The organism is Paenibacillus methanolicus (genome assembly GCF_008124765.1).
Classification (GTDB): Bacteria; Bacillota; Bacilli; order Paenibacillales; family Paenibacillaceae; genus Paenibacillus_Z; species Paenibacillus_Z methanolicus.
Genome location: NZ_VNHS01000004.1, coordinates 508,154 through 531,888, shown reverse-complemented (window position 1 = coordinate 531,888; position 23,735 = coordinate 508,154). Strand labels below are relative to the sequence as shown.

At 58.1% G+C, this 23,735-nt stretch carries 17 protein-coding genes; 3 read left to right on the top strand and 14 right to left on the bottom strand.

Going from position 1 to position 23,735, the window contains the following annotated elements:
* Window position 1 precedes the first annotated feature (1 nt).
* Complete coding sequence (locus BCM02_RS13850) at window positions 2-958, bottom strand: S1C family serine protease (RefSeq protein WP_246183362.1); 957 nt, start codon at window positions 956-958, stop codon at window positions 2-4.
* A 495-nt stretch (window positions 959-1,453) separates the two neighbouring features.
* Between BCM02_RS13850 and BCM02_RS13845 the strand changes: the two genes are divergently transcribed.
* Window positions 1,454-2,422, top strand: a complete 969-nt coding sequence (locus BCM02_RS13845; protein ID WP_148929678.1) for a sugar phosphate isomerase/epimerase family protein — start codon at window positions 1,454-1,456, stop codon at window positions 2,420-2,422.
* A 162-nt stretch (window positions 2,423-2,584) separates the two neighbouring features.
* Here BCM02_RS13845 and BCM02_RS13840 read toward each other — a convergent pair whose 3' ends face one another.
* Entirely contained in the window at window positions 2,585-2,803 is a 219-nt protein-coding gene (locus tag BCM02_RS13840; RefSeq protein ID WP_148929677.1) for a DUF2759 family protein, read from the bottom strand.
* A gap of 618 nt (window positions 2,804-3,421) precedes the next feature.
* Between BCM02_RS13840 and BCM02_RS13835 the strand changes: the two genes are divergently transcribed.
* Window positions 3,422-3,799 carry a PH domain-containing protein gene (locus BCM02_RS13835; RefSeq protein ID WP_148929676.1) on the top strand — a complete coding sequence of 126 codons (378 nt, stop codon included), beginning with the start codon at window positions 3,422-3,424 and terminating at the stop codon, window positions 3,797-3,799.
* 208 nt (window positions 3,800-4,007) lie between these two features.
* On the opposite strand, the gene uvrA is transcribed toward BCM02_RS13835, so the two are convergent.
* The 9 genes from uvrA to ftsE all read right to left on the bottom strand — a co-directional run bounded on the left by uvrA (window position 4,008) and on the right by ftsE (window position 17,939).
* Window positions 4,008-6,893, bottom strand: coding sequence for an excinuclease ABC subunit UvrA (uvrA, locus tag BCM02_RS13830; RefSeq protein ID WP_148929675.1), 2,886 nt, complete (start codon window positions 6,891-6,893; stop codon window positions 4,008-4,010).
* Window positions 6,894-7,069: 176 nt separating this feature from the next.
* On the bottom strand, window positions 7,070-9,070 hold the full coding sequence (uvrB, locus tag BCM02_RS13825; protein WP_187434198.1) for an excinuclease ABC subunit UvrB: 2,001 nt from the start codon (window positions 9,068-9,070) through the stop codon (window positions 7,070-7,072).
* Window positions 9,071-9,320: 250 nt separating this feature from the next.
* Window positions 9,321-11,330 carry a YhgE/Pip domain-containing protein gene (locus tag BCM02_RS13820; RefSeq protein WP_187434197.1) on the bottom strand — a complete coding sequence of 670 codons (2,010 nt, stop codon included), beginning with the start codon at window positions 11,328-11,330 and terminating at the stop codon, window positions 9,321-9,323.
* Window positions 11,331-11,484: 154 nt separating this feature from the next.
* The gene (locus tag BCM02_RS13815; protein ID WP_148929672.1) at window positions 11,485-11,928 is read right to left on the bottom strand and encodes a MarR family winged helix-turn-helix transcriptional regulator; all 444 of its coding nucleotides are present in this window, start codon (window positions 11,926-11,928) and stop codon (window positions 11,485-11,487) included.
* Between the two features lie 122 nt (window positions 11,929-12,050).
* Window positions 12,051-13,334, bottom strand: a complete 1,284-nt coding sequence (locus tag BCM02_RS13810; protein WP_148929671.1) for a PDZ domain-containing protein — start codon at window positions 13,332-13,334, stop codon at window positions 12,051-12,053.
* Window positions 13,335-13,486: 152 nt separating this feature from the next.
* Complete coding sequence (locus BCM02_RS13805; protein WP_148929670.1) at window positions 13,487-14,941, bottom strand: S41 family peptidase; 1,455 nt, start codon at window positions 14,939-14,941, stop codon at window positions 13,487-13,489.
* 200 nt (window positions 14,942-15,141) lie between these two features.
* A complete protein-coding gene (locus BCM02_RS13800) occupies window positions 15,142-16,332 on the bottom strand; it encodes a murein hydrolase activator EnvC family protein (protein ID WP_148929669.1) in 1,191 nt (396 codons plus the stop codon).
* Between the two features lie 13 nt (window positions 16,333-16,345).
* Window positions 16,346-17,263, bottom strand: coding sequence for a permease-like cell division protein FtsX (gene ftsX / locus BCM02_RS13795; RefSeq protein WP_148929668.1), 918 nt, complete (start codon window positions 17,261-17,263; stop codon window positions 16,346-16,348).
* Window positions 17,253-17,939: a cell division ATP-binding protein FtsE gene (gene ftsE / locus BCM02_RS13790; protein ID WP_187434196.1), complete on the bottom strand. Its 687-nt coding sequence runs from the start codon at window positions 17,937-17,939 to the stop codon at window positions 17,253-17,255. Before ftsE ends, ftsX begins: the two co-directional genes overlap by 11 nt.
* 336 nt (window positions 17,940-18,275) lie before the next feature.
* On the opposite strand from ftsE, the gene BCM02_RS13785 reads away from it, so the two are divergent.
* Window positions 18,276-19,760, top strand: a complete 1,485-nt coding sequence (locus BCM02_RS13785; RefSeq protein WP_148929667.1) for a VanW family protein — start codon at window positions 18,276-18,278, stop codon at window positions 19,758-19,760.
* Between the two features lie 180 nt (window positions 19,761-19,940).
* On the opposite strand, the gene argH is transcribed toward BCM02_RS13785, so the two are convergent.
* The 3 genes from argH to argF all read right to left on the bottom strand — a co-directional run bounded on the left by argH (window position 19,941) and on the right by argF (window position 23,730).
* On the bottom strand, window positions 19,941-21,356 hold the full coding sequence (gene argH / locus BCM02_RS13780; RefSeq protein WP_148929666.1) for an argininosuccinate lyase: 1,416 nt from the start codon (window positions 21,354-21,356) through the stop codon (window positions 19,941-19,943).
* Window positions 21,357-21,455: 99 nt separating this feature from the next.
* Window positions 21,456-22,691: an argininosuccinate synthase gene (locus BCM02_RS13775; protein WP_148929665.1), complete on the bottom strand. Its 1,236-nt coding sequence runs from the start codon at window positions 22,689-22,691 to the stop codon at window positions 21,456-21,458.
* 79 nt (window positions 22,692-22,770) lie between these two features.
* Complete coding sequence (gene argF, locus BCM02_RS13770) at window positions 22,771-23,730, bottom strand: ornithine carbamoyltransferase (RefSeq protein ID WP_148929664.1); 960 nt, start codon at window positions 23,728-23,730, stop codon at window positions 22,771-22,773.
* Window positions 23,731-23,735 lie beyond the last annotated feature (5 nt).

Below are 23,735 nucleotides of genomic sequence, written 5' to 3'. Positions count from 1 at the left end.
ATCAACCTGCGCTAAGCGTCAGTTTGCGCGTGACGAGCGAACCGCCCGATTGCACGAGCACCTCTACCTGCTGGCCAGGGATGAAAGCTTTCAGTGTCTCGGTCACGTCCACCAAAGACGTGACCTGCTGTCCGGCGATCGCGAACAACGCATCGCCGGACTTCAGCCCGGACTTCACGGCCGCATCGGACTTGACGTTTTTGATCGTAAGCGGATCGGAGGACGGCAGTCCGACAATGGCCGACCAGCTTTCTTCCAGTTCGACGCCGAGCGAAGCCCGGTTCACTTTGCCGTATTTGAAGAAATGCTGAATCACATAACGAACGGTATCGGTCGGAATCGAAAAGCCCAGGCTCTCTACGCCATCGCTGACGAATTTCATGGAGTTGATGCCGATGACTTCGCCCTTGAGGTTCACCAGCGGGCCACCGCTGTTCCCGGGGTTAATCGCGGCATCCGTCTGCAGCAGCTTGTAATCTGAACCGGTCGATCGGTTCATCCCGCTTAGAATTCCCGTTGTCGCGGTGTTGCGCAGCGTAAAGGATACCGGCGTGCCGATCGCGATGACGCTTTCGCCCACTTCCAACTTAAGCGGCGAAGCGGCAAACACAGCCGGCTTTAAGTTTTTCGCGGCTATTTTGACCATTGCCAGGTCGCTCTTCTCGTCATAGTACACGCGCTTTCCTTCATATTCCTTGCCATCCGAGGTGACTACGGCCAAATAGGCCATATCCTTCACGACATGCGCGTTCGTAACGATCCAACCATCCGACTTCCAAATGACGCCGGTTCCGTGCGAAAGCGCGTATCTATCGTCATAACCGAGCGGTTTGCCGATAATGCCGACCACCGACGGCGATACCTTGCCGATCACGGCTGGGATCGGATTGGCTGCGGTGTAGGAATAAGTTCCAGTTTTGGCATTATAACTCCCCGATCCGCCTAATACTTTAGTCACGGAACTTGCCTTGACGTATACTTCTCCACCGATCATTTTTGCCTCGAAGGTGCCGGTAGGAGCATATGCGTTGCCTACCATAGCAAACCCCGATAGTACCGCTGTTCCTGCCACTGTTAAGGCTGTAACTCGAGCCCATTTCGCCCTCGTACTTAACAACTCCATTAGACCCATTCTCTTTACTCTCCATCCTACCAACGAATTAATTAGAATTATACTATTCCCATGTACCGAGAACCAATAATTATTGATCCCAATTAGACCATCTTATTCCTATAGTTGTACTATCAAACTTAGATAAACTCAATCACGATCATAGAATCTATAACCGATAGTTTCTACTTTCTTTATAAGAGCTTTTATGACAGCGCTTTTATCTTTTTGCCCACTTATTGTGTGATTTTGCCATTCTGTCCGTTGATCGCTATGCCGTCCGCCAGGTCATGCTATAATGAATCCATTCTTGCATACTCATTTTGGGAGGTTTTTGGATCCATGAAACTTGGTGTTTTCGCTGTGCTATTTGCACAGAAACCTTTTGAAGAAGCACTCGACTATATCGCCTCGAAGGGCCTTGAAGCCGTGGAAATCGGGACAGGCGGCTATCCGGGCAACGCGCATTGCGATCCGGACGTCCTGTTGGCCGACGAGAGCAAGCTGAACGCGTTCAAGGAAGCGGTCTCCTCCCGCGGCCTGACGATCAGCGCCCTCAGCTGTCACGCGAATCCGCTCCATCCGCAAAAAGCGATCGCTAGCGAGCACGACGCCATTATCCGCAAAACGATCGTACTCGCCGGCAAACTCGGCGTTCCGGTCGTCAACACGTTCTCCGGTTGCCCGGGCGACCACGAGGACGCGAAATATCCGAACTGGCCGGTCGCGCCATGGCCCAACGATTTCCAAGATATCCTGAAATGGCAGTGGGAAGAGAAAGTTATCCCTTACTGGACAGAGATCGCGAAACTGGCGACCGAGAACAATGTCAAAATCGGTCTCGAGCTGCATGGCGGCTTCTCCGTTCACAGCCCAGCCACGCTGCTCCGTCTTCGCGAAGCCGCAGGCGAAGCCATCGGCGCCAACCTCGATCCGAGCCATATGTGGTGGCAAGGCATCGATCCGGTGCAAGCGATCCATATTCTCGGCCGCGCCGGCGCGATTCATCACTTCCACGCGAAGGACACGTCGATCGATCCGATCAATGTCAACAAACACGGCGTGACGGACATGCAGTCGTACGCGCTCATGCTGGACCGCGCTTGGCAGTTCCGGACGGTCGGCTTCGGGCACGACATGAAAACATGGGCGGACATCATTAGCGCGTTGCGTCTGGTCGGCTACGATTACGTCGTGAGCATCGAGCATGAAGACGGTCTTATGTCCGTCGATGAAGGCTTCACCAAGGCTGTACAAAACCTGCAGCAGGTTCTCATTCGCGAGCCACTCGGCGAGATGTGGTGGGTGTAAGCCCAACTTCATAGCAGCGCTAATAGCCCCATTGTTCGGCGGTAGGAACCTCCGCTGCGCAATGGGGCTTGTCGTACCGCTTAGCATAGAAAAGCCGCCGGCATCCAGAGAAATCCGGGTACCGGCGGCATATCGGGTAACGCTAGTTTCTTGATTAACCGATTACCATCCTTGGAACATGACGAAGTCCGAGAACAGGAACACGGCGGCGGCCACAAGCGTGAAGCCGATCGCAAAATAATTCTTGTTGCGCTGCTTCACCAAACGGAAGAGGCCGATTAAGATGACGATCGTAAAGAGAATCATCACGATGTCGTAAGGATCGAACAGACTTGTCGATGTTGCCGCTTCCGCAGCAGCTTCCTCTGCGAGATAAAACATAGGGGGGACCTCCTTATTTTCGCACGTAGCCTATATTAACTTAATGTTAGCTTTTACCGGTCTGTCTGGCAAGTCCATATTCACATTCGTAACAAGTTTGTCACTATTTCATGCTTGACGACTCGTTTGCAATCCATGTCCGTCATTTTATTGCAAGCTTTTTCACATAAAAACAAGACTACTGTTGAAGCATCTTTCATGACATACGTGATTCATAATTGAAATTCAAGTACTTCGTTGCATGAACCGGCCGTATAGGCGAACACCTCGATGCCTTAGTTAAAATTCGGGTTGGCAATTGGCGGCTCGATTGACATTATCTCGAAGGCTATATACTCGACACCATAGAAATGGGATCAATTGACGACCGCTACCTGATGATCCTTGATTTCTTCATTCTTCCCTGTACCAATAAAATGTCCATCTGCGGCAATGTTTATAACTGACGCATCCAGTAATTAACTGACTCGTTCCGATCTGCCAAACATATCGATAACCGCAGCAGGCCCTCATCGAATATGGATACGGCTGAATTATAATCCCTATTACTCGCATCTCCGCAACACCTGCCGCGTAAACTGGAAGGAAACTTTAAAGCCCGCCAAAGGAGCGATATTCATGGGATTGTTCGACAGCATTATGGGGAATGCATCGGAAATACCGGTAAGCGAAATTCAGCAGGAACTCCGCCCCATCCTGACGCCGGGCGAGCAGGTCGAGAAAGCGTACAAGGTGTTCCGGGACGGGATCGTCTTCACGAACAAGCGGATGATCCTGATCGACAAGCAAGGCGTGACGAGCAACAAGACCGAATTGCTCTCGATTCCATACAAAAGCATAACCCGCTTCTCCCGCGAGAGCGCGGGTATGTTCGATCACGACGCGGAATTGAAAATTTGGCTAAGCGGCCAATCGATGCCGATCGTGAAGAAATTCAATAAGCAGGTGAACATTAACGAGATATACGCGAAGCTCAGCCAGTATATTCTAGGCTGATCGCCCGCGAACGCAAACGATCCCCATGATGCACTGACGCCGCATGGGGATCGATCTATGAGCGCACCCGCACTTCGGGTGGTCAAGTCCTTGAACGCGTTGGGAAGGCTAACCCTCCCTCGTCCTCGCTTAACCCTAACGGCTTCTTTCTAATCCGCATGCGTTAGGCGTGATCGCTTGGCCGACTACCGACCATGCCTTCTGAGTGCTAATCTGCTTGTGCGGCCGCTACTGTCTCCGCGACGCGATGCGCTTCTTCCGTCCGCTGGCGGTCGCGCTCCAAGATCGGCTTCAGGTAGCGACCTGTATATGAGGCTCCCACCTTGACAACCTGCTCCGGCGCGCCGGTCGCGACGATCGTGCCGCCTCCGCTGCCGCCTTCAGGCCCAAGGTCGATCAAATAGTCGGCCGTCTTGATGACGTCCAAGTTGTGCTCGATAACGAGGACGGACTCGCCCGAGTCCACCAAACGGTGAAGCACGACGAGCAACCGGTCAATATCATCCACATGCAGACCGGTCGTCGGCTCGTCAAGAATGTATATCGTCTTGCCCGTGCTGCGGCGGTACAGCTCCGCGGCCAGCTTAACGCGCTGCGCTTCGCCGCCGGAAAGCGTAGTAGCCGGCTGGCCGAGATCCATGTAACCCAGACCCACGTCCATCAATGTCTGGAGCTTGCGGTGGATGCGCGGCACGTTCACGAAAAACTCGGTCGCATGCTCGATCGTCATCCCCAACACTTCCGCGATGCTCTTGCCCTTATACTTCACTTCGAGCGTCTCGCGGTTATATCGCTTGCCCTTGCACACCTCGCACGGGACATATACATCCGGAAGGAAGTGCATCTCGATCTTGATGATGCCATCGCCGCGACATGACTCGCAGCGGCCGCCCTTGATGTTGAAGCTGAACCGCCCCTTCTTATAGCCCCGTACTTTCGCTTCGTTGGTGGATGCATACAGATCGCGGATGTCGTCAAATACGCCCGTGTACGTGGCAGGGTTGGAGCGCGGCGTGCGGCCGATCGGCGACTGGTCGATATCGATCACCTTGTCGATATGCTCCAGTCCTCGAATCTCCTTGTGCTCGCCCGGACGTACCCGAGCCTTGTTCAGATCGCGCGCAAGCGTCTTGTACAAGATCTCGTTCACGAGCGTCGACTTGCCGGAACCCGAAACGCCGGTGACCGCGGCGAACACGCCGAGGGGAATCTTCACGTTCACGCCGCGGAGGTTGTTCTCCTTCGCCCCGCGCACTTCCAGCCACTTGTCGCCGGTTGAACGGCGCTTAAGCGGCACCGGAATGAATTTGCGTCCGCTGAGGTAGGCGCCGGTCAAAGAGTTCTCGACCTTCATGACTTCCTCCGGCGTCCCCTGCGCGATAATGCGTCCACCGTGGACGCCGGCACCTGGTCCAACGTCGATAATATAATCGGCTGCCATCATCGTGTCTTCGTCATGCTCCACCACGATGAGCGTGTTGCCAAGGTTCCGCATATGCTCGAGCGTCTTGATCAGCTTGTCGTTATCGCGTTGATGAAGCCCGATGCTCGGCTCGTCCAAAATATAGAGCACGCCCATCAAACTCGATCCGATCTGCGTGGCCAACCGGATCCGCTGCGCTTCGCCGCCCGAGAGCGTGCCTGCCGCGCGGCTGAGCGTTAAATACTCCAAACCCACGTTGGTCAAGAAGCCCAAGCGGCTGTTGATTTCCTTCAGAATCAAATTCGCGATCGTCCGGTCCTTCACGCTCAGGTCGAGCTGATCGAAAAATTGCTGAGCCCCGCCGATGGAGAGCGACGTGACATGCGAAATATTCTGCTTGCCTACGGTGACGGCCAAGCTCTCCTTGCGAAGTCGGTTGCCCTTGCAGCCGCCGCATGGTTTCGCGCTCATATACTGCTCGATGTACTCGCGGATGCCGTCAGAGGCCGTCTCCCGATAGCGACGCTCCAAGTTATGCACGATGCCTTCAAACGGCACGAATGCTTCCTTCGCCATCCCGAAATCGTTCTCGTAGCGGAAACGGACGCGCTCGCCGCCCGTGCCGTACATGAGCTTCTTCATCTGCTCGCTTGTCAGCTCGCTTACCGGCACGTCGCGCGGAATGGCGAAATGAACGCACACCGCCTCGAGGAACTGCGGATAGTAATTGGACGTGCTGCCCGCCCACGCTTCGAACGCGCCCTCTTCGATCGTCCGGTTCGTATCGGGTACGAGAAGGTCGGGATCGACGATCATCTTGGCTCCCAAGCCGTCGCAATCCGGACAAGCTCCGAACGGGCTGTTAAAGGAGAACATGCGCGGCGCGAGCTCGTCGATGCTGAATCCGCATTCCGGGCAAGCCAGATTCGAGCTGAACATGAGCTCTTCCTTCTCCATGACGTCGATGAGCACCTTGCCGTCAGAGAGCTTGAGCGCCGTCTCGATCGAGTCGGCGAGCCGCGTCTGGATATCGTCCTTCACGACGATCCGGTCGACGACGACTTCGATACTATGCTTCTTGTTCTTCTCCAGCTCGATCTTCTCGCTCAGCTCGCGCAGCTCGCCGTTCACACGCACCCGCACGAACCCTTGCTTCTGGACGTCCGCAAGCAATTTGGCGTGTTCGCCCTTGCGTCCGGAGACGATCGGCGCCAAAATTTGCAGTTTGGTCCGCTCCGGATATTCCATGATCCGATCCACCATCTGCTCGACGGTCTGGGACGTAATCTCGATGCCGTGCTCCGGGCAATGCGGCTTGCCTATCCGGGCGAACAGCAGACGCATGTAATCGTAAATCTCCGTGACCGTGCCAACGGTCGAACGGGGATTGCGGCTCGTCGTCTTCTGGTCGATGGAGATCGCCGGCGACAGACCGTCGATCGAATCGACGTCCGGCTTCTCCATCTGCCCCAAAAACTGGCGCGCGTAGGCCGACAACGACTCCACGTAGCGGCGCTGCCCCTCGGCGTAAATCGTATCGAAGGCCAGGGAGGATTTGCCGGATCCGCTCAGGCCTGTCAGTACGACGAATTTGTCCCGAGGTATCGTTACGTCGATGTTCTTCAGGTTATGGGCTCTCGCCCCTTTAATTACGATCGATTCGCTTGCCACTTGGTTTCTCTCCTCCTGTACGCCCGGCCCTTATGCCGCACATCCGTGCAGCCCGGCCCTCGTATCCTTGGTTGAACATCACTCCGCGCACACCTGACGCGCGGTAGTTCCCGCTATGCAAAGCGGCGATGCCTGCTAACAGGCGCTCGCCGCTGATCATCATGATGATATATCGTCTAGCCTGCGTCCGCGCGCAGCTCCAATAGCGCGTCGCGCAGCTCGGCTGCCCGCTCGAACTGCAAGTTCTTCGCCGCGTCCTTCATCTCCGCTTCCAGACGTTGGATCAGCGACTGACGATCCTTCTTGGACATCTTCGCCGTCCCGACGCCCGCCAAGTAATCGCTCTTCTGCTCGGCGACCTTCGTCGCTTCGATGATGTCGTGCACCCGCTTGCGGATCGTCTGCGGCGTAATGCCAAGCCGTTCGTTATTCGCGATCTGCAGGGTACGCCGTCGTTCCGTTTCCTTGATCGCCTTATCCATCGAGTCGGTCATCTTGTCGGCGTACATAATGACGCGACCCTCGGAGTTCCGGGCGGCGCGGCCGATCGTCTGAATAAGCGATCTTTCGGACCGGAGGAAGCCTTCCTTATCCGCATCCAAAATGGCCACGAGCGATACTTCCGGAAGGTCGAGTCCTTCCCGCAGCAGGTTGATGCCGACCAACACATGAAAGGTGCCCAGCCGTAAATCGCGCAAGATCGCCATCCGCTCCAACGTCTTGATATCCGAATGGAGATACCGCACCTTGATGCCGACTTCCTTGAGGTAATCGGTCAAATCCTCGGCCATCTTCTTCGTCAGCGTCGTCAGCAGCACCCGCTCATCCTTGGCGATCCGATCCCGGATCTCGCCCAGCAAGTCGTCGATCTGCCCCTTGGTCGGGCGAACTTCGATAATCGGATCGAGCAGTCCCGTCGGACGGATGATCTGCTCGACCATGGTCGGACAGAGCTCCATCTCAAGCGGCCCCGGCGTCGCCGAGACGTAAATCATCTGGGTAATCTTCTTCTCGAATTCCTCGAAGCGAAGCGGACGGTTATCCATCGCCGACGGCAAGCGGAACCCGTGATCGACCAGCACTTCCTTCCGAGCACGGTCGCCGTTATACATGGCCCTGATCTGCGGCAGCGTCACGTGCGACTCGTCGATGACGAACAGCATGTCGTCCGGGAAATAATCGATCAACGTGTATGGCGTCGCGCCGCGTTCGCGGAACGTCAGCGGTCCGGAGTAGTTCTCGATGCCGGAGCAGAACCCCATCTCCTGCATCATCTCGATATCGTAGCGCGTGCGCTGCTCCAGCCGCTGCGCTTCCAGCAGTTTGCCCTGCTCGCGCAGCTCGGCAAGCCGCGCTTCCAGCTCGGCTTCGATATTCTTCAGCGCCACGCGCATCGTCTCTTCCTGGGTGACGAAGTGAGACGCCGGGAAAATAGCGATATGCTCGCGCTCCCCGACGATCTCTCCGGTCAGTACGTCGATCTCCGTAATGCGCTCGATCTCGTCGCCGAACAACTCGACGCGCATCGCCCGCTCGTTGTTCGCGACAGGGAAAATCTCGACGATGTCGCCGCGCACCCGGAACGTGCCCCTGACGAAGTTAATATCGTTGCGCTGGTACTGGATGTCGACGAGCTTATGCAGAATCTGCTCGCGCGACTTCTCCATCCCAACGCGCAGCGACAGCACCAAGTTGCCGTATTCCATCGGCGATCCGAGGCCGTAAATACAGGAGACCGAAGCGACGATAATAACGTCGCGGCGCTCGAACAAAGAGCTCGTCGCCGAGTGGCGCAGCTTGTCGATCTCGTCGTTGATGCTGGAATCTTTCTCGATGTACGTATCCGTGGACGGGATGTAGGCTTCCGGCTGGAAGTAGTCGTAGTAACTGACGAAATACGATACCGCGTTATCGGGGAAAAACTCCTTGAACTCGCTGCATAGCTGGGCCGCCAGCGTCTTGTTATGCGCAATGACCAGCGTCGGCCGGTTCAAGGCCGCGATCGTATTGGCGATCGTGTACGTCTTGCCCGTTCCTGTCGCGCCCAGCAACGTCTGGTACTTCATGCCCTTCTCCACGCCCTCCACCAATTGGCGTATCGCGCCCGGCTGGTCGCCTTGCGGCGTGTAAGGCGATTTCAATTGAAAAACCCGTTTGTCCTCGCTGCTTCCGCTCATCATTCCGTCCCCCCGTTCCCTCGCTTCTATGAAATGGCTCTATGATTTGGTATACCCATAAACACCGATAGGTTAGACGGTTATATTGTCAGGTCCCGCCAATTGACTTGCTGAAATTAACAATCGCGGGACAACATAAGAATATGTGTTCTCATCCATCTCATTATATCGGTTTCGTTCCTCCGTTGCAATTGCCCGATTAAATAAAAAGGAGGAGCGGCCCAAGACCGTTCCTCCTCGTCCATCACGCTTAATTGATACCGCCCTGCAAGGCCGCCGACGACTGCTTGTTGCTTCTCCACAACACCGCCAACGCGATCCCGACAAAGGCCGCAGTATAGATAAGAAGAATACCGAAGTTGCTCCAGTACTGCCCCCAATCTCCCGTCGTAACGGCGGCACGGAACGCGTTCACCGCATACGTCATCGGCAGGCAGCGCCCAATCGCCTGCATCGGACCGACGGCAAGCTCCATCGGGAATGTTCCCCCGGAAGTCGCCAGCTGCGCGACGAGCAGGAAGACAGCCGCCAGTCGTCCGAGCGGCCCGATCACGGAGACGAGCATCAGAATGCAGGTGAAATACGTAAAGGAAGCCGTCAAGCTGAGCAGCAGGAACTTCCAGACGCTCTGCACCCCGATGCCGAAGCCCAGCAGGAGCACGCCGTCAACGACGAGCGTCTGGAGAACCGCAATCGAGAGGAACAAGCCGTACTTGTTGACGAAATGATGCCATCCCGAAACGCCGTACTTCGATCTCCGCTCATACGGCAGAATATTCGAAGCGATCAAGCCGCCGACGAACAAACCGAGGGTCAGGAAGTAAGGCACCATGGCCGCGCCGTAATTCGGCACGTCCGTCACTTTGTTCTCGACCAATTGGACCGGCCGCGCGAACATACCGATCAACTTGCCGTCCGCATGAACCGCCGAGGCTTCCTCGCCGGCGTCGGCCAGTTTGCCCGCAAGCTTCTCGCTGCCGTCCGCCAGCTGCACGATGCCGCCAGCGAGCGGTTCGACGCCTTGACCTAGCCGCGAGATGCCGGATGCCATATTGTGGATGCCCGTTTCATATTGCCGGAAACCAGTCTCCCACTGCCCTATGCCTGCTTCAGCTTGCGCAGCCCCCGTCGCCAGGTTAGCGCTGCTCTGAGCGACGGCCGACAATTTCTCCAGCAGTCCGGCTGAACCTTCCGCGAGCGCCTTCTGCGCTTGGCTCAGCTTCTGCGCGTCCCCCGCCACGTTCGTCTGGTCGGCCAGCAAACCGTTCAACTCGCTGCCCAGCGATTCGCTCGCCTCTGCGAGGTCTTGGAATGACGCGTCATACGCAAGTTCGGGATGCGCCAGCGCAAATCGCTCCAACCGCTCCGATAGCGCCGCCGCTTCCGCGGCCGCCCGATCCGCCCGTTTATCCGCTTCCGCAAAACCTGCTGCAAGATTCCCTGCCATGGACGCCGTGCTTGCAGCGCTATCGGTTAATCGTCCCTGCGCTTGGCTGATGGCGCGTAAGCCTTCAACCAACTGCCCGCTTCCAACGGACAGTTGGCCCGCCCCTTCGAGAAGCTTCGATTTCCCGCCAGCCAGCGCGGCTCCCGCTTGATTCAACCGGGCAGCCCCTTCCGCCAGCTCGTCGATGCCGTCCTGCAGCCGGTCCATTCCGTCTCGCTCCTTGAGCAGTCCTCCGTTTAATTCCGATGCTCCGCCCGCCGCAGCGACGATCCCTGCCGCGAGCTCGCTCATGTTCGCGAACAATGCTTCCGTGTACGTCTTCGTAATTTCGTTGCCTACTTGATCCTTCAGCTTCTCGACGGCGCTCGAGCCGATCTGGCCCGCGACGAAGTTCTGACCGGGGTTCGTCCGGTAGATCAACTTCGCCGGCTCCGGCGAACCGCTCGTCAACGTCGTGACTTGTTGAGAGAAGGTACCGGGAATAATGACGGACATATAATAACGGCCCACTTCAAGCCCCTGTTCCGCCTCGGTCTCGCCGACGAAACGAAAATCCAGGCTGCCGCTCAATTTCAACTGCTCCGTCAAATCTTGCCCGATATGAATCGGCTTGCCATCCATCTCCGCCCCCTCGTCCATATTCACGACCGCCACCGGAAGCCGATCGAGGTGGCCGTACGGATCCCAGTATCCCCCGAGGAACATTCCCGCATAAATAAGCGAAATCAGAAGCAGGATCGCAATGCCGATTCTGGCTTGCGTCTTGCTCAGAATATGCGTCCATTCTTTCTTGAGCAGCTGTAGCCCTTTCATCCGTTTTCTCTCTCCTATTCGTATACCATTCAATAGTTGTATTATACAATGTTGTATTATACAACTATTTAACATGAAAGCAACCCTTTCTTAAGGCGAAACGGCTTCGCCGTCTTTTTGGCGGCGTGGCGCGTTTCATTCCGGAGAGGCTGCCTTACTTCAGTGCCAAATAATGTTCGGTCGTCCGGTTGAATTTCTCCAGCAGTTCGCCAAGCGAACGGCGCTCTTCGTCCGACCAATCGCCCAACAATTTGCCGAACAGCTGCTGCCGCGCCTCGCGCACCTCGTACAGCTGCTCGCGGCCGTACGGCGTAATGTGGAGCAGGTTAATCCGCGCATCGCGGACGTCCGATTTGCGCTCGACGAATCCCTTGGCTTCCAAAGACGCCGTCTGCCGGCTGAGCGTGGATAAATCCAACTGGAACGCGTCGGCGAGCGCTTTGATGCCTTGGGCTCCCTTCTCGTCGAGTCGGTGCAGGAGCAGGTAGGTGGAACGGTCGAAATCCTTGTATTTCAAATACGCGATCCGCGCCGCTTCCGCCCGGCGAACGAATACGGCGATCTCAAGCTCGATGCGCTCGATGTCCTCTCGATTCATTGTGGATCCCCCATTTCATATCTAGTGTGGCTGAGTGCCCCGTCTGTCATTCCGCCGCAAAGAGAAAGCCGCCCGGCTGGACTTCTCCCCCGTACGGCCCCTCGCCCTGCCTGCCTCTCCGCTTACATATGCGTCGTCGTTCCCCGTTCCTTGGTCGCGTTCCTCGCCCGGAGCAGTCCGAGCAGCGATACCGGCTTCGGCGCGACATACACGCCTGCCCGCTCGTCCGGGGAGAGCACCACGCCGAGCTGATGATGTTCGTTCGCATAGCGAGCCCGCTGCAGAAACTTTACATGCCCCTCCAGGTTGAGCACCTCCAGCTTACAGAACGCCGAGTTCACGTGAAGCGCGGCATGCAGCTCTTCCTTCGTCCGGACGGGCAGTCCGTTCACCTTGTGCAAAATCTCCCCAGCCGCGATGCCAAGCTGGTCGGCGGGCGTGCCCGGAATAACCGCGAGCACGCGCAAACCTCTACCGTCGTTTACGTAATAAGGACTGCGCCGTTCCTCCCGAAGCAAACTCAGCCACACCATCGCCTCATGCAGCAGCAGCGCGGCGATGGCCGCCGGGAGCGTGAGCGGCGACCAATACGCGGCGCCTACGGCCGCTCCGCCCACGATAAGGCCGAACCAGACCAACTTGCGCGCCGCGGCCTTTGCCGTATCCTGCGGCAGCATCGTGCGCGTCAATTCCGAGAACCCGATCATCATCGGAAACCCGAGCAGCGCCCAATGACCGCTCTGCGTCCATTCGCCGCCGAGCAGCGTCTGCCACGGCAGCGCCTCGCCCGCGCCGGATCCCGGCACGAGGAGCACGAGCGGAACCGGCCAGAAGCCTTGCAGCAAATAACCGCCCACCAGCTTGCCTCGCTTGCCCTCAAGGAATAGGGGGCTGGCGAACTTGCCCCCTTGCCAACCGACGAGGATCGCCTCCGCCAAGTGCATGACCGCCACAAGGACAAGCAAGCCCGGAATATCTAGCGAAGCCAGCGATGCGGCCGCGTCCCCGATCCAATTCGGCTGCTCCGCGAGCGGGGTCCAGCCAACGATGAATTGCAACACGCCTAGCATCCCGACGCTATAAGCGAAGCAAAGGTACCGGATCGAGAACGCCGCGAGCAGCACGGCGATCCCCCACATCCAGAGCACGGCCTCGCCCGTAACGTTGATTCCGAGGAAAAGTCCCGCGACCGATATCAGCGCGCCCGCCAGCAGGCCCGCGATAACCGTACGGATGAGCTGCAGCGGCCACGCGTGCAGACGAACGTGGAAGAGCGCGCGCTCCAGCAACGTCTGCCTCCTATATTGAAGCATGATCAGCAAAATTCCCACATAGTAGAAAGGCGACAGCAGCAGCTGTCCGATCCCTTCCAAGGTCTGCCGGAGCAGATCCAAAGCCGCGTCCAAAGCGTTCACTCCTTCGAAAGTAGCGCGATTGACTGGATAAGCTCGCCTGGCTGGAATGCAAATAAAAAAGAAGGCTGAGCCGCGCCGCCAGGCGCAAAGCTACAACCTTCCATACATTCGACACCGAAAATGAAAAATCCTGCCTTGTCTTTCTATTTCGCCGCTTTCTGCGAGACGACCTGTATCGCCTTGTTCAGCTGGCTGTCGTTCTGCTCGTTCCGGATGAGCACGATGAGCGACTCTTCGATCTTCTCGGCCGTCGTCTTGTCGACTTCGCCCGTGACCGGAAGCTGCGCTTGCTTCTGGAACTGCTTGACGGCCTCGGCCGTCTCGGCGGAGAAGTAACCGTCCTTGCGGTCGGTCTTGTAGCCGAGCGCGGCCAGCATAATCTGCAGGCTGCGGTTGTCTTCGCCGATCGTATCCGGCAGCTGCGTCTTCGCCTTGGACAGACGGGCAACCGTGTAATAGTCCGGCGGCAGCGATTCGATGTCCGGTTTGAGCCCGTTCTCATGCACCCAGTTGCCGTCCGGCGTCAGCCATTTCGCAATCGTCATCTTGACCAGGCTGCCGTCGCCCGTCGCCTTGTCGTAGCTGACTTGGACCGTGCCTTTGCCGAACGACGTCTCGCCAACCAGCACCGCGCCTCCCGCTTCCTTGAGCGCCCCGGCAAGCACCTCCGACGCGCTCGCGCTGCCTTTGTTCATGAGCACCGCTACCGGGTAGTCCTTACCCGTGCCCTTGGACAACGTCTTCTCGCGCTCGCCCGTCCGGTCTTCGACCATGACGATCGGCTTGCCCTTCGGCACGAACGGCTGGGCGATCGACACGACGACCGGCAGCACGCCGCCCGGATTATTGCGCACGTCGATGACGAGTCCTTTCATTCCCTTCTTCTCCAGCGCCGCCAGTTCCTCCAGGAACCGTTCGCCCGTATTAAGCGAGAATTGGCGAATCTCGATGACGCCGACGCCATCGTCGCGCAAATTCGCGTAGACCGTCTCGTAATCGATGTCGTCCCGCACGAGTACCAAATGGACGGGCGTGGAGACGCCCGCGCGCGCGATAACGAGCTTCACCTTGGTGCCTTTCGGTCCGCGGATCTTCGCCACCGCGTCGCTCAGCGCCACGCCTTCGAGCGATTCGCCGTCGACGGAGATCAGCACGTCCTTCGCCAGCACGCCGGCTTTCTCCGCCGGGGAGCCTTTGATCGGGGAGACGACGGTCACTTTGCCGTCCTGCAGCGTCACTTCGGCCCCGATGCCCGTAAACGAGCCTTCGATCGATTCCGAAAAATGCTGGGCGCTCGTCTTCTCCATATACACCGAATACGGGTCGCCGAGCGCCTCCATCATGCCCGAGATCGCGCCGTCGACGACTTTCGCGCGATCGACTTCGCGGAAATATTTTTGCTCGATCAAGTTCATGACCGCGCCCAGCTTGCCCGTTTCCGTGCCGGTCAGTCCGGATTGGCCCGATCCGTCCGCCGCCGCCGTGGGCTTCCCGCTTCCCAGCGCCACCCATTGATCGCTGAGCGTCAGCGTCGCCAGCACCGTCACCGCCACCGTCAGCGCGACGAACGCCGCTACCGTACGTCCTCTAAATTGCATGTGGTCACCAGCTTCCTTGAGTAAGTCCTTGTGTATGTACCCGAGTTGCAACTTTCCTAGTATATGACAAGCCGCACCCATTTATTTACGAAACGGGTACGGCATGTCGGTGTGCCCGGCGCGGCCGCCTCCGACAAGATCGTCGGCAATCCGCGCGGAGCGATATGATCGCTGCTTATAGGGTAAGATAAGTGCAGGGGTTATTTCAAGTAAGGCGCCGGATCGACCGTCTTCTCGTTAATGCGCACTTCAAAGTGCAAGTGGTTGCCCGTCGAAACGCCCGTCGAGCCGACCTCCGCGATTTTCTGGCCGCGCTTGACGAACTGGCCTTTCTCGACCATGATGCCGCCCGTCCGGATATGACCGTACAGCGTCCACATGCCGTTGCCGTGATCGATGATGACCGTGTTGCCGTAGCCGCTCCAGCTCTGGGCGACGAGCACGGTGCCGGACTCGGCCGCGTAGATCGGCGTTCCCTTCGGCGCCGCCATGTCGATGCCGGCGTGCAGCTTGCGCTTGCCGGTGACCGGATGCGTCCGATAGCCGTACGAGGAAGACATACGGTACGAATCCTTCAGCGGAACGGCGAGCTTGCCGCCCTTGTAATACGTGACTTTCTTCTTCTTCGCCGCTTTGCGCTTCTGCTCCTCAAGATCGGCAGCCTTCTTGGCCAGCTGCATGAGCAGCGCTTCCTGCTCTTCGCTGATCTCCTCGGATTCCTCTACCTTCTCGTTCAGCTGCTGCACGAGCACTTCCTTCTGATGCTCTTTGTCGACCAACAATCCTTGGTAGTCTTCCAGCTTGGCGTACATCGTGCGCACCTGGCCGAGCTGGCTCTCGATCTCGGCTTTCTTCTCCGCGATGAGCGCTTGGTCCTTCTTATGGTTGTCGAGAATGTCGCGATCTTGGCCGAGCATCGACGTCAGCGAGTCGAAGCGGTCGAGGAAATCGGTGAAACTCGTGGAGCTGAGCAGCACGTCCATATATGAAACGAAACCGTTCGTGTACATAAGGCGGATGCGAGATTGCAGCATTTTGTCCCGGGACACGATGCGCTCCTCGGCCGTCTGCAAATCCTCGCCCGCCTTAAGCAAGTTCGCCTCCGTCGCTTCGATTTGCGTCTGGACGCCCGTCATCTGCGTGCTGACGGAGTCGATTTGCGCCAAAATTTCGTTGACCGACTGCGTCGTCTGCTCTTTTTGTTTCTCGTAATATTGTTTATATTGATCGGCTTGGACGCGGCTCTGCGAAGCAGCTTCCATCTGCGCGCGCACCTTCTGAAGCTCTTTGTTGATTTTGTCGACCTGCGAGGATGCGGCCTGCCCCCCGTATGGCTGAAACACGAACGCGGCGAGCAAAATGACGGCCAGGACGGCTAGTCCCTTTTTCACGTAAGCACTCCTCCTACACTTTTAAATATTTGCGCACGGAAATGGTGCTGCCCCAGATGCCGATCATCGTTCCAAGACCGACCAGCAGCACGCTGACCAAGAAACCGACTTCCTTCAACGTCACGAGCTTGATCATCATGAGGCCGAAATCGAACTGCGACGCCTCGATCAAGCGATCGTAGCCCACCAATAGCACGACCGTCGTCAAGACGGAGCCGATCAAGCCGATCAGCGCGCCTTCGATGAAGAACGGCCAGCGGATGAAATGGTTCGTCGCGCCGACCAGCTTCATGATGCTAATCTCGCGCCGGCGGGCGAGAATCGTCATCTTGATCGTCGTCGAGATGAGGAACATCGCGGTGATCGCGAGTCCGCCTACGATAACGAGACCGATGTTGCGAACCGCGTTCGTGATGCGGAACAGGTTCTCGACGGTGCCTTTGCCGTATTTGATGCTCAGAAAAGGATTCGACTCGCTCGTCTGCCCGAGCGCCTCGATCTTCTTCGCCGCGAACGAAATCGTCTGCGGATCGAGCACCTCGACCGTGAACGAATCCGGCAGCGGATTGTTCTCTTTGTCGTACCCTTCGAGCAGGTCGGCGTTCTCCTCGCCCATCGACTCCCGCAGCAACTCCAGCCCTTGCTCCTTGGAGACGAACTCGACCTTGCTCACTTCGGGGATCGCCTTGATCTGCGTGCTCAGCGAATCGATTGTCGCCTGCGCCGTGTCGAGCTGCAGGAACACGCGGATTTGCACCTGGCTTTCGATCTGGCTGGCCAGATTGTTGACGTTCAGGGCAAGCAGCAGGAAGACGCCCAAAATAAATAGCGAGATGACGATCGAACTGATCGAAGCGAACGTCATCCAGCCGTTGCGTAAGATGTTCTTCGCGCCTTCTCGGAAGTGTCGGAGCAGCGTGCTAATTTTCATAGCCGTAATCTCCCCTCATCACGTCGCGGGCGATCAGGCCGTTCTCGATCGCGATGACGCGCTTGCGCAGCGTGTTCACGATCTCTTTGTTGTGCGTAGCCATAATAATCGTCGTGCCCCGAAAGTTGATCTCCTCCAGCAGATTCATGATCCCCCAGGAAGTCTCCGGGTCCAGGTTGCCGGTCGGCTCGTCCGCCACGATGACGGACGGGTTGTTCACGATGGCGCGCGCGATGGCGATCCGCTGCTGCTCGCCGCCCGACAGCTGCGCCGGCAGGGAAGCATGCTTACCGCGAAGTCCGACCAGCTCCAGCACTTCCATCGTCCGTTTCTTGATGATCCGGCGCGGCGCCTCGATGACCTCCATCGCGAAGGCGATGTTCTCGTAGGCGGTCATTTTCGGCAGCAGCCGGTAATCCTGGAAGATGACGCCGATGTTGCGGCGCACGAACGGGATTTTGCGCGGCTTGAGCTTGCCGATATTGAACCCGTTGACCGAAATCTGGCCTTTGGTCGGCACCTCTTCGCGGTAGATCAATTTCATGAACGTCGACTTGCCCGCTCCCGAAGGACCGACCAAATAAACGAACTCGTTGCGCTCTATAAGAACGGAAACGCCGCGCAGGGCATGGGTGCCATCCGCGTACGTTTTCCAGACGTCCTGCATTTCGATCACAATATCACATCCTGTAGATAGTCAGCTTATTGGTATTCGACAGAAATTGGGTAAATCCTCTAGTAAAGCGGTTCGTTCCGCATTTTTCATAATTCTAATGCTGCCCGGATGCAGCGTAACGATGCGCTTTTCGAATATTTTTCGACAAACGCGCGGTTGGCCGGCGGCATTCAGGTTCCATCGTTCGACGTTCCGGCTCGTGGTTATAGTATAGCTCTTTTCGTTCGCGGACGGTTTAATCAAAATTTAGCGGCGTTTCCTGTGCAACTTCCGATTCAGATTTTCGATGCGGCTGCATATACATCGATAATCGCGGGTTTGCAGAGGTGATGGGGCATGAAGAAGTGGCATGTGATCGGCATTGCCTTTTTTGCGGTATTGCTGGCAATCTCGATCGTATGGGGAGGATTATGGCTGTACGCCAAACGGGATGTCGTGCCGGAGGGAGCACGTGCGAGACCTCAAACGACGGATGGGGTTCTCCGCGTTACGGACAAGGGTACGATGATGCTCGGCGGGCTGACGGTCGACGAGGCGAAGGATCGGTTAAGGCGGCAAGCAGCCGCCTTAACCGGCATGACGGTGCCCCTGCAAACAAGAGGCAGCAGTCAGGTAAAACGAACGTGGACGATGGCCGAGCTCGGGTTGTCCGTCGATACGTCCGGCGCCGAACAGGCGCTGGGCAAGCTGCGGGAAGGCGGGATTTGGGCGCGCGCCAAGTACCGGTATCGTTTTGCCGACGAGCTAACCGTTAAGGTGACGTGGAACACGAAGCTCCTGGAGCAAAAAGCGCGCGGCGTCTGGGGCTTCCTGGAGAAGCACGAGCCGGTTAACGCCACCCGGACGATCCGGGCCGACGACACCGTCGCGTATACGCCGCATCACGACGCGTACCGGCTGGACATGCGCTCCTTGACGGCGACGATCCGCGCGCGGGTCGAACAAGCGATCGAGGCATCCGCGCAAGGCGGTACGATTGCCGCGTCGGGCGTCATCCCAATGCCGCTTACGGTCGTCCACCCTAACGTGACGCTTGCGAAGCTGAAGGCCCAGGGCGTCGAGCGGATGATCGCGTCGTTCACGACCGATTTCGGTACGAGCGGCGAAGGACGCGCGCATAACGTGATCTCGGCCGCCAAGTCGCTGTACGATTGGGATTTGGCCCCAGGCGAGATGTTCGACTATCTCACCGTCATTAAGGCGACCCGGGAAAGCTACGGCTTCAAGGAAGCGCCCGTCATTCTGAACGGCGAGCTCGTCCCCGGTATAGGCGGCGGCATCTGCCAAGTGTCGAGCACGCTCTATAACGCGGCGCTGCTGGCGGGGCTTCATATGACCGAGCGGCGCAATCATTCGCTGCCCGTGTCTTATTTGCCCATGGGCCGCGATGCGACCTTCGCCGAAGGTGCGATCGATTTCCGCTTCAAGAACACGACCGGCAAGCATCTGATCATCCGAACGGAGACGTCGGGCGGCAAGCTGACGGTCAAGCTGTTCGGCACGCTGCCGAAGAACGTCGCCTACAAGCTCGAGTCCAAGACCGTCGAGGAGATCGAACCGGGCATCAAGGAAGTGCCGTCCGCCTCCGTGCAGCCGGGCAGCCGCCTGCTCGTGAGTCCCGGCAAAACCGGCTATATCGTCGAGACGTTCCGCACGAAACTGGTGAACGGCAAGGCGGTGGCGACCGAGCGCGTCTCGCGCGACAAGTACAAAGCGCAACCGGCCATCTACGCGATCGCGCCGGAGAACGCGCAGCCGCATGGCATGCAGGAGCTCGGCCGGTCCCGCAAGGAAGTCGTAGAGGATGGCGTTACGCATTAGGATGTCCGAAGGCGAGGCGGTTCAGCAACGCCAATGTTGGTCAAACTTGTCGCAGACCTATGCGTTTCCATGTGAAAGAAGCCGCCTCTTCCCGGTCGGGTCGAAACGGCTTCTTAATTATTTCGATAGCGCATATTGCGAGCGTTCAATGGCTGCCCCTTGCGCGCCGGCCCTAAGCGATTACTGGCTCCGCTCGCTATACTCCTTCACCCAAGCGGCGGTCTGATCCTGCTCGCGTTCTGCCCGCGCGATCGCCTCGGCGACTTGCGAACGAGCCGTGCCACCGTACACGTTGCGCGCGTTGACGACCTGCTCCGGCTGCAGCACCTCGTAGATCCGGTCGTCGAACAGGTCGGAGAACTGCTTGAACTCGTCCAGCGTCAGATCGAGCAGGTATTTGTTCTGCTGGATGCAGTACAACACCGTCTTGCCGATAACCTCGTGCGCTTGACGGAACGGCAGCCCTTTGCCAACGAGGAAGTCCGCGATGTCGGTCGCGTTCGAGAAGTCCTGGTTGACCGCTTGGCGCATCCGGTCCTTGTTCACTTTCATCGTCGCGATCATCGGCGCGAACAGCTGGAGCGCCCCCTGCAGCGTGCGCACCGTGTCGAACATGCCTTCCTTGTCTTCCTGCATGTCCTTGTTGTACGCGAGCGGCAGCGACTTGAGCACCGTCAGCAGGCCGATCAGGTTGCCGTAGACGCGGCCCGTCTTGCCGCGGACAAGCTCCGGCACGTCCGGGTTCTTCTTCTGCGGCATGATGCTGCTGCCCGTACAGAAGGCGTCGTCCAGCTCGACGAAGTGGAACTCCGTGCTCGACCACAGGATCAGCTCTTCGCTCAGGCGCGACAAGTGCATCATGATGATCGACGCGTGCGAGAGGAACTCGAGAATAAAGTCGCGGTCGCTCACCGCGTCGAGGCTGTTCTCGTAGACGCGGTCGAAGCCGAGCTGGCTTGCGACGAAATGGCGGTCGATCGGGAACGTCGTGCCCGCGAGCGCGCCGGCGCCGAGCGGCAGCGTGTTGATCCGCTTGTAGCTGTCCTGCAGACGCTCGGCGTCGCGGCCGAACATCGAGACGTACGCCATCAGATGATGCGCGAACAGAATCGGCTGCGCGCGCTGCAGATGCGTGTAACCCGGCACGATCGTGTCGAGGTTCGCCTTCGCCTGCTCGATGAGCGCCGCCTGCAGCTTGTGCAGCAGATCTACGAATTCAACGACGCGCTTGCGCAGGTACAAATGCATGTCCGTCGCCACTTGGTCATTGCGGCTGCGGCCCGTATGCAGCTTGCCGCCGACCGGACCGATGTCCTCGATCAGCGTCTTCTCGATATTCATGTGAATGTCTTCGTCGGAGACCGAGAATTCGATCTCGCCCGCACGCACCTTCTCCAACACGCGCACGAGGCCTTGCTTGATCTTCTCCACGTCGTCCGCCGGCAAAATGCCCTGCTTGCCAAGCATCGTCACGTGCGCGAGACTACCCTGCACGTCCTCTTCGGCCAGCTCCTTGTCGAACATGATCGATGCCGTATATTCTTCTACCAACTGGTCGGTTTTCTTCGTAAACCGGCCGCCCCATAATTTGCTCACTTAGGTCCGCTCCTTTATCCCATGCTGTTGCTATCGTTCGCGTGATACACGCAGGGCCCCGGTCGCGAACGACCAGGGCCTTCATCGTGCCGAATCGAATTACTTCTTGTTCTGTTCCACGCCGGATGCTACTTTCAGACGAAGCGCGTTCAGGCGGATAAAGCCGGTCGCGTCGCCTTGGTCGTAGGCTTTGGAAGGATCGGCTTCCATCGTCGCGATGTCCGGGTTGTACAAGCTGACCGGGCTCTTCACGCCGGCGCCGATGATGTTACCTTTGTAGAGCTTCAGGCGAACGACGCCCGTCACGTTCTTCTGGCTCTCCGTCACGAGCGCTTGCAGCGCGAGACGCTCCGGCGCGAACCAGAAGCCGTTGTACACGAGGGTCGCGTATTTCGCGATCAGCGAGTCGCGCAGATGCATCACGTCGCGGTCCATCGTGAGGGACTCCATCTTGCGGTGCGCGGCGAACAAGATCGAACCGCCCGGCGTCTCGTATACGCCGCGGCTCTTCATACCCACGAAACGGTTCTCGACCATGTCGACGCGGCCGATGCCATGCTTGCCGCCGAGCTCGTTCAGCTTCTCCATCGCGGCGAGCGGGTTCAGCGACTCGTTGTTGATGGCGACGCAGTTGCCCGCCTCGAACGTCAGCTCCACGTATTCCGCTTGGTCCGGCGCATCCTCGGGCGCGACGCTCAGCACGTACATGCCTTTGTTCTCGTCTGCCGACGGATCGAACCACGGATCTTCGAGCATGCCGCTCTCGAAGCTGATGTGCAGCAGGTTGCGGTCCATCGAATATGGCTTCGCCGCGGACGCTTGAACGGGGATATTGTGCTTCTCGGCGTACGCGATCATTTCGGCGCGGCCCGGGAACTCCTCGCGGAATTGCTCGATGCGCCAAGGCGCGATCACTTCGATCTCCGGCGCAAGCGCGGCTGCCGTCAGCTCGAAACGGATTTGGTCGTTGCCTTTGCCGGTTGCGCCATGGGCGATATACGTCGCGCCTTCCGCGCGGGCGATCTCGACCATGCGCTTGGCGATGAGCGGACGCGCGATCGACGTGCCGAGCAGGTACTGGCCTTCATACAGCGCGCCGGCTTGGAACATCGGGTAGATGAAGTCTTTCGCGAACTCTTCGCGAAGATCGTCGATGTAGATTTTGGACGCGCCCGTTGCCAGCGCCTTCTCTTCCAGGCCGTCGAGCTCATCCTTCTGGCCGATATCGGCCGTGAACGCGATGATCTCGGCGTCATACGTTTCTTTGAGCCATTTCAAAATTACGGACGTATCCAGACCGCCCGAGTATGCGAGTACGATTTTATCCTTCGCCATGGTTTCTCCCAACGCTCCTCATATATCGAAAAATAGCCGCAGCTTAATTGAATCCCCTTTTGCAAAAACGGTGTTACGGTTACATCGTTGCCGCCATGATGGCTTTCTGCGCGTGCAGACGATTCTCCGCCTGGTCGAAAATGATCGAGTGTTTGCCGTCGATGACGCCCTCGCTCACTTCTTCGCCGCGATGCGCCGGCAGGCAGTGCATGAACAAGTAGTCGCTCTTCGCGTATTTCGCCAGCGCCTCGTTCACTTGGAAGCTCGCGAATGCCTTCTCGCGATCCTGCTGCTCCTGCTCGAAGCCCATGCTCGCCCAGACGTCCGTGTACACGACGTCCGCGTCCGCGATCGCTTCCTTCGGATCCTGCGTCAGATAAATCTGCGCGCCCGTCTCTTTGGCATGCTGCTTCGACAGCTGCACGATCTCCTCGTCCGGCTCGTAGCCCGCAGGCGTTGCCACCGAGATGTTGACGCCCAGCTTCGCCGCGCCCATCAGCAGCGAATGCACCATGTTGTTGCCATCGCCGATGTAAGCCAGCTTCAGCCCCTCAAGACGGCCTTTGTGCTCCAGAATCGTCTGGTAATCGCACAGCGCTTGGCAAGGATGGTTCGTGTCCGTGAGGCCGTTAATGACCGGCACGGTAGCGGCGCGCGCCAGCTCGATGATCGTCCGGTGCGCGAACGTGCGGATCATGATGCCGTCGAGGTAGCGGGAGAGCACCTGCGCCGTATCGGCGATCGGCTCGCCGCGTCCGATCTGCAGGTCGTTCTTGCTCAGGAACAGCGCCTGGCCGCCCAGCTGGTACATGCCCACTTCGAACGACACGCGCGTGCGCGTCGACGATTTCTCGAAAATCATGCCGAGCGTCTTGCCCAGCAGCGGATGGTAGACTTCGCCCGCCTTCTGCTTGCGCTTAAGCTCGATCGCCAGGTCGATCAAGTACCGGACTTCCTCCGGCGTATAGTCAACGAGGGCCAAGAAATCTCTGCCCTTCAGGTTCAAGGCCAACTCTTCGTTCAATAGCGTTTGCGTCATTCTGA

Coding starts and splice junctions, on each gene's coding strand:
- BCM02_RS13845 (WP_148929678.1), top strand. CDS start 1,454: ATGAAACTTGGTGTTTTCGCTGTGCTATTTGCACAGAAACCTTTTGAA.
- BCM02_RS13840 (WP_148929677.1), bottom strand. CDS start 2,803: ATGTTTTATCTCGCAGAGGAAGCTGCTGCGGAAGCGGCAACATCGACA.
- BCM02_RS13835 (WP_148929676.1), top strand. CDS start 3,422: ATGGGATTGTTCGACAGCATTATGGGGAATGCATCGGAAATACCGGTA.
- uvrB (WP_187434198.1), bottom strand. CDS start 9,070: ATGAGCGGAAGCAGCGAGGACAAACGGGTTTTTCAATTGAAATCGCCT.
- BCM02_RS13820 (WP_187434197.1), bottom strand. CDS start 11,330: ATGAAAGGGCTACAGCTGCTCAAGAAAGAATGGACGCATATTCTGAGC.
- BCM02_RS13815 (WP_148929672.1), bottom strand. CDS start 11,928: ATGAATCGAGAGGACATCGAGCGCATCGAGCTTGAGATCGCCGTATTC.
- BCM02_RS13805 (WP_148929670.1), bottom strand. CDS start 14,941: ATGCAATTTAGAGGACGTACGGTAGCGGCGTTCGTCGCGCTGACGGTG.
- ftsX (WP_148929668.1), bottom strand. CDS start 17,263: ATGAAAATTAGCACGCTGCTCCGACACTTCCGAGAAGGCGCGAAGAAC.
- BCM02_RS13785 (WP_148929667.1), top strand. CDS start 18,276: ATGAAGAAGTGGCATGTGATCGGCATTGCCTTTTTTGCGGTATTGCTG.
- BCM02_RS13775 (WP_148929665.1), bottom strand. CDS start 22,691: ATGGCGAAGGATAAAATCGTACTCGCATACTCGGGCGGTCTGGATACG.
- argF (WP_148929664.1), bottom strand. CDS start 23,730: ATGACGCAAACGCTATTGAACGAAGAGTTGGCCTTGAACCTGAAGGGC.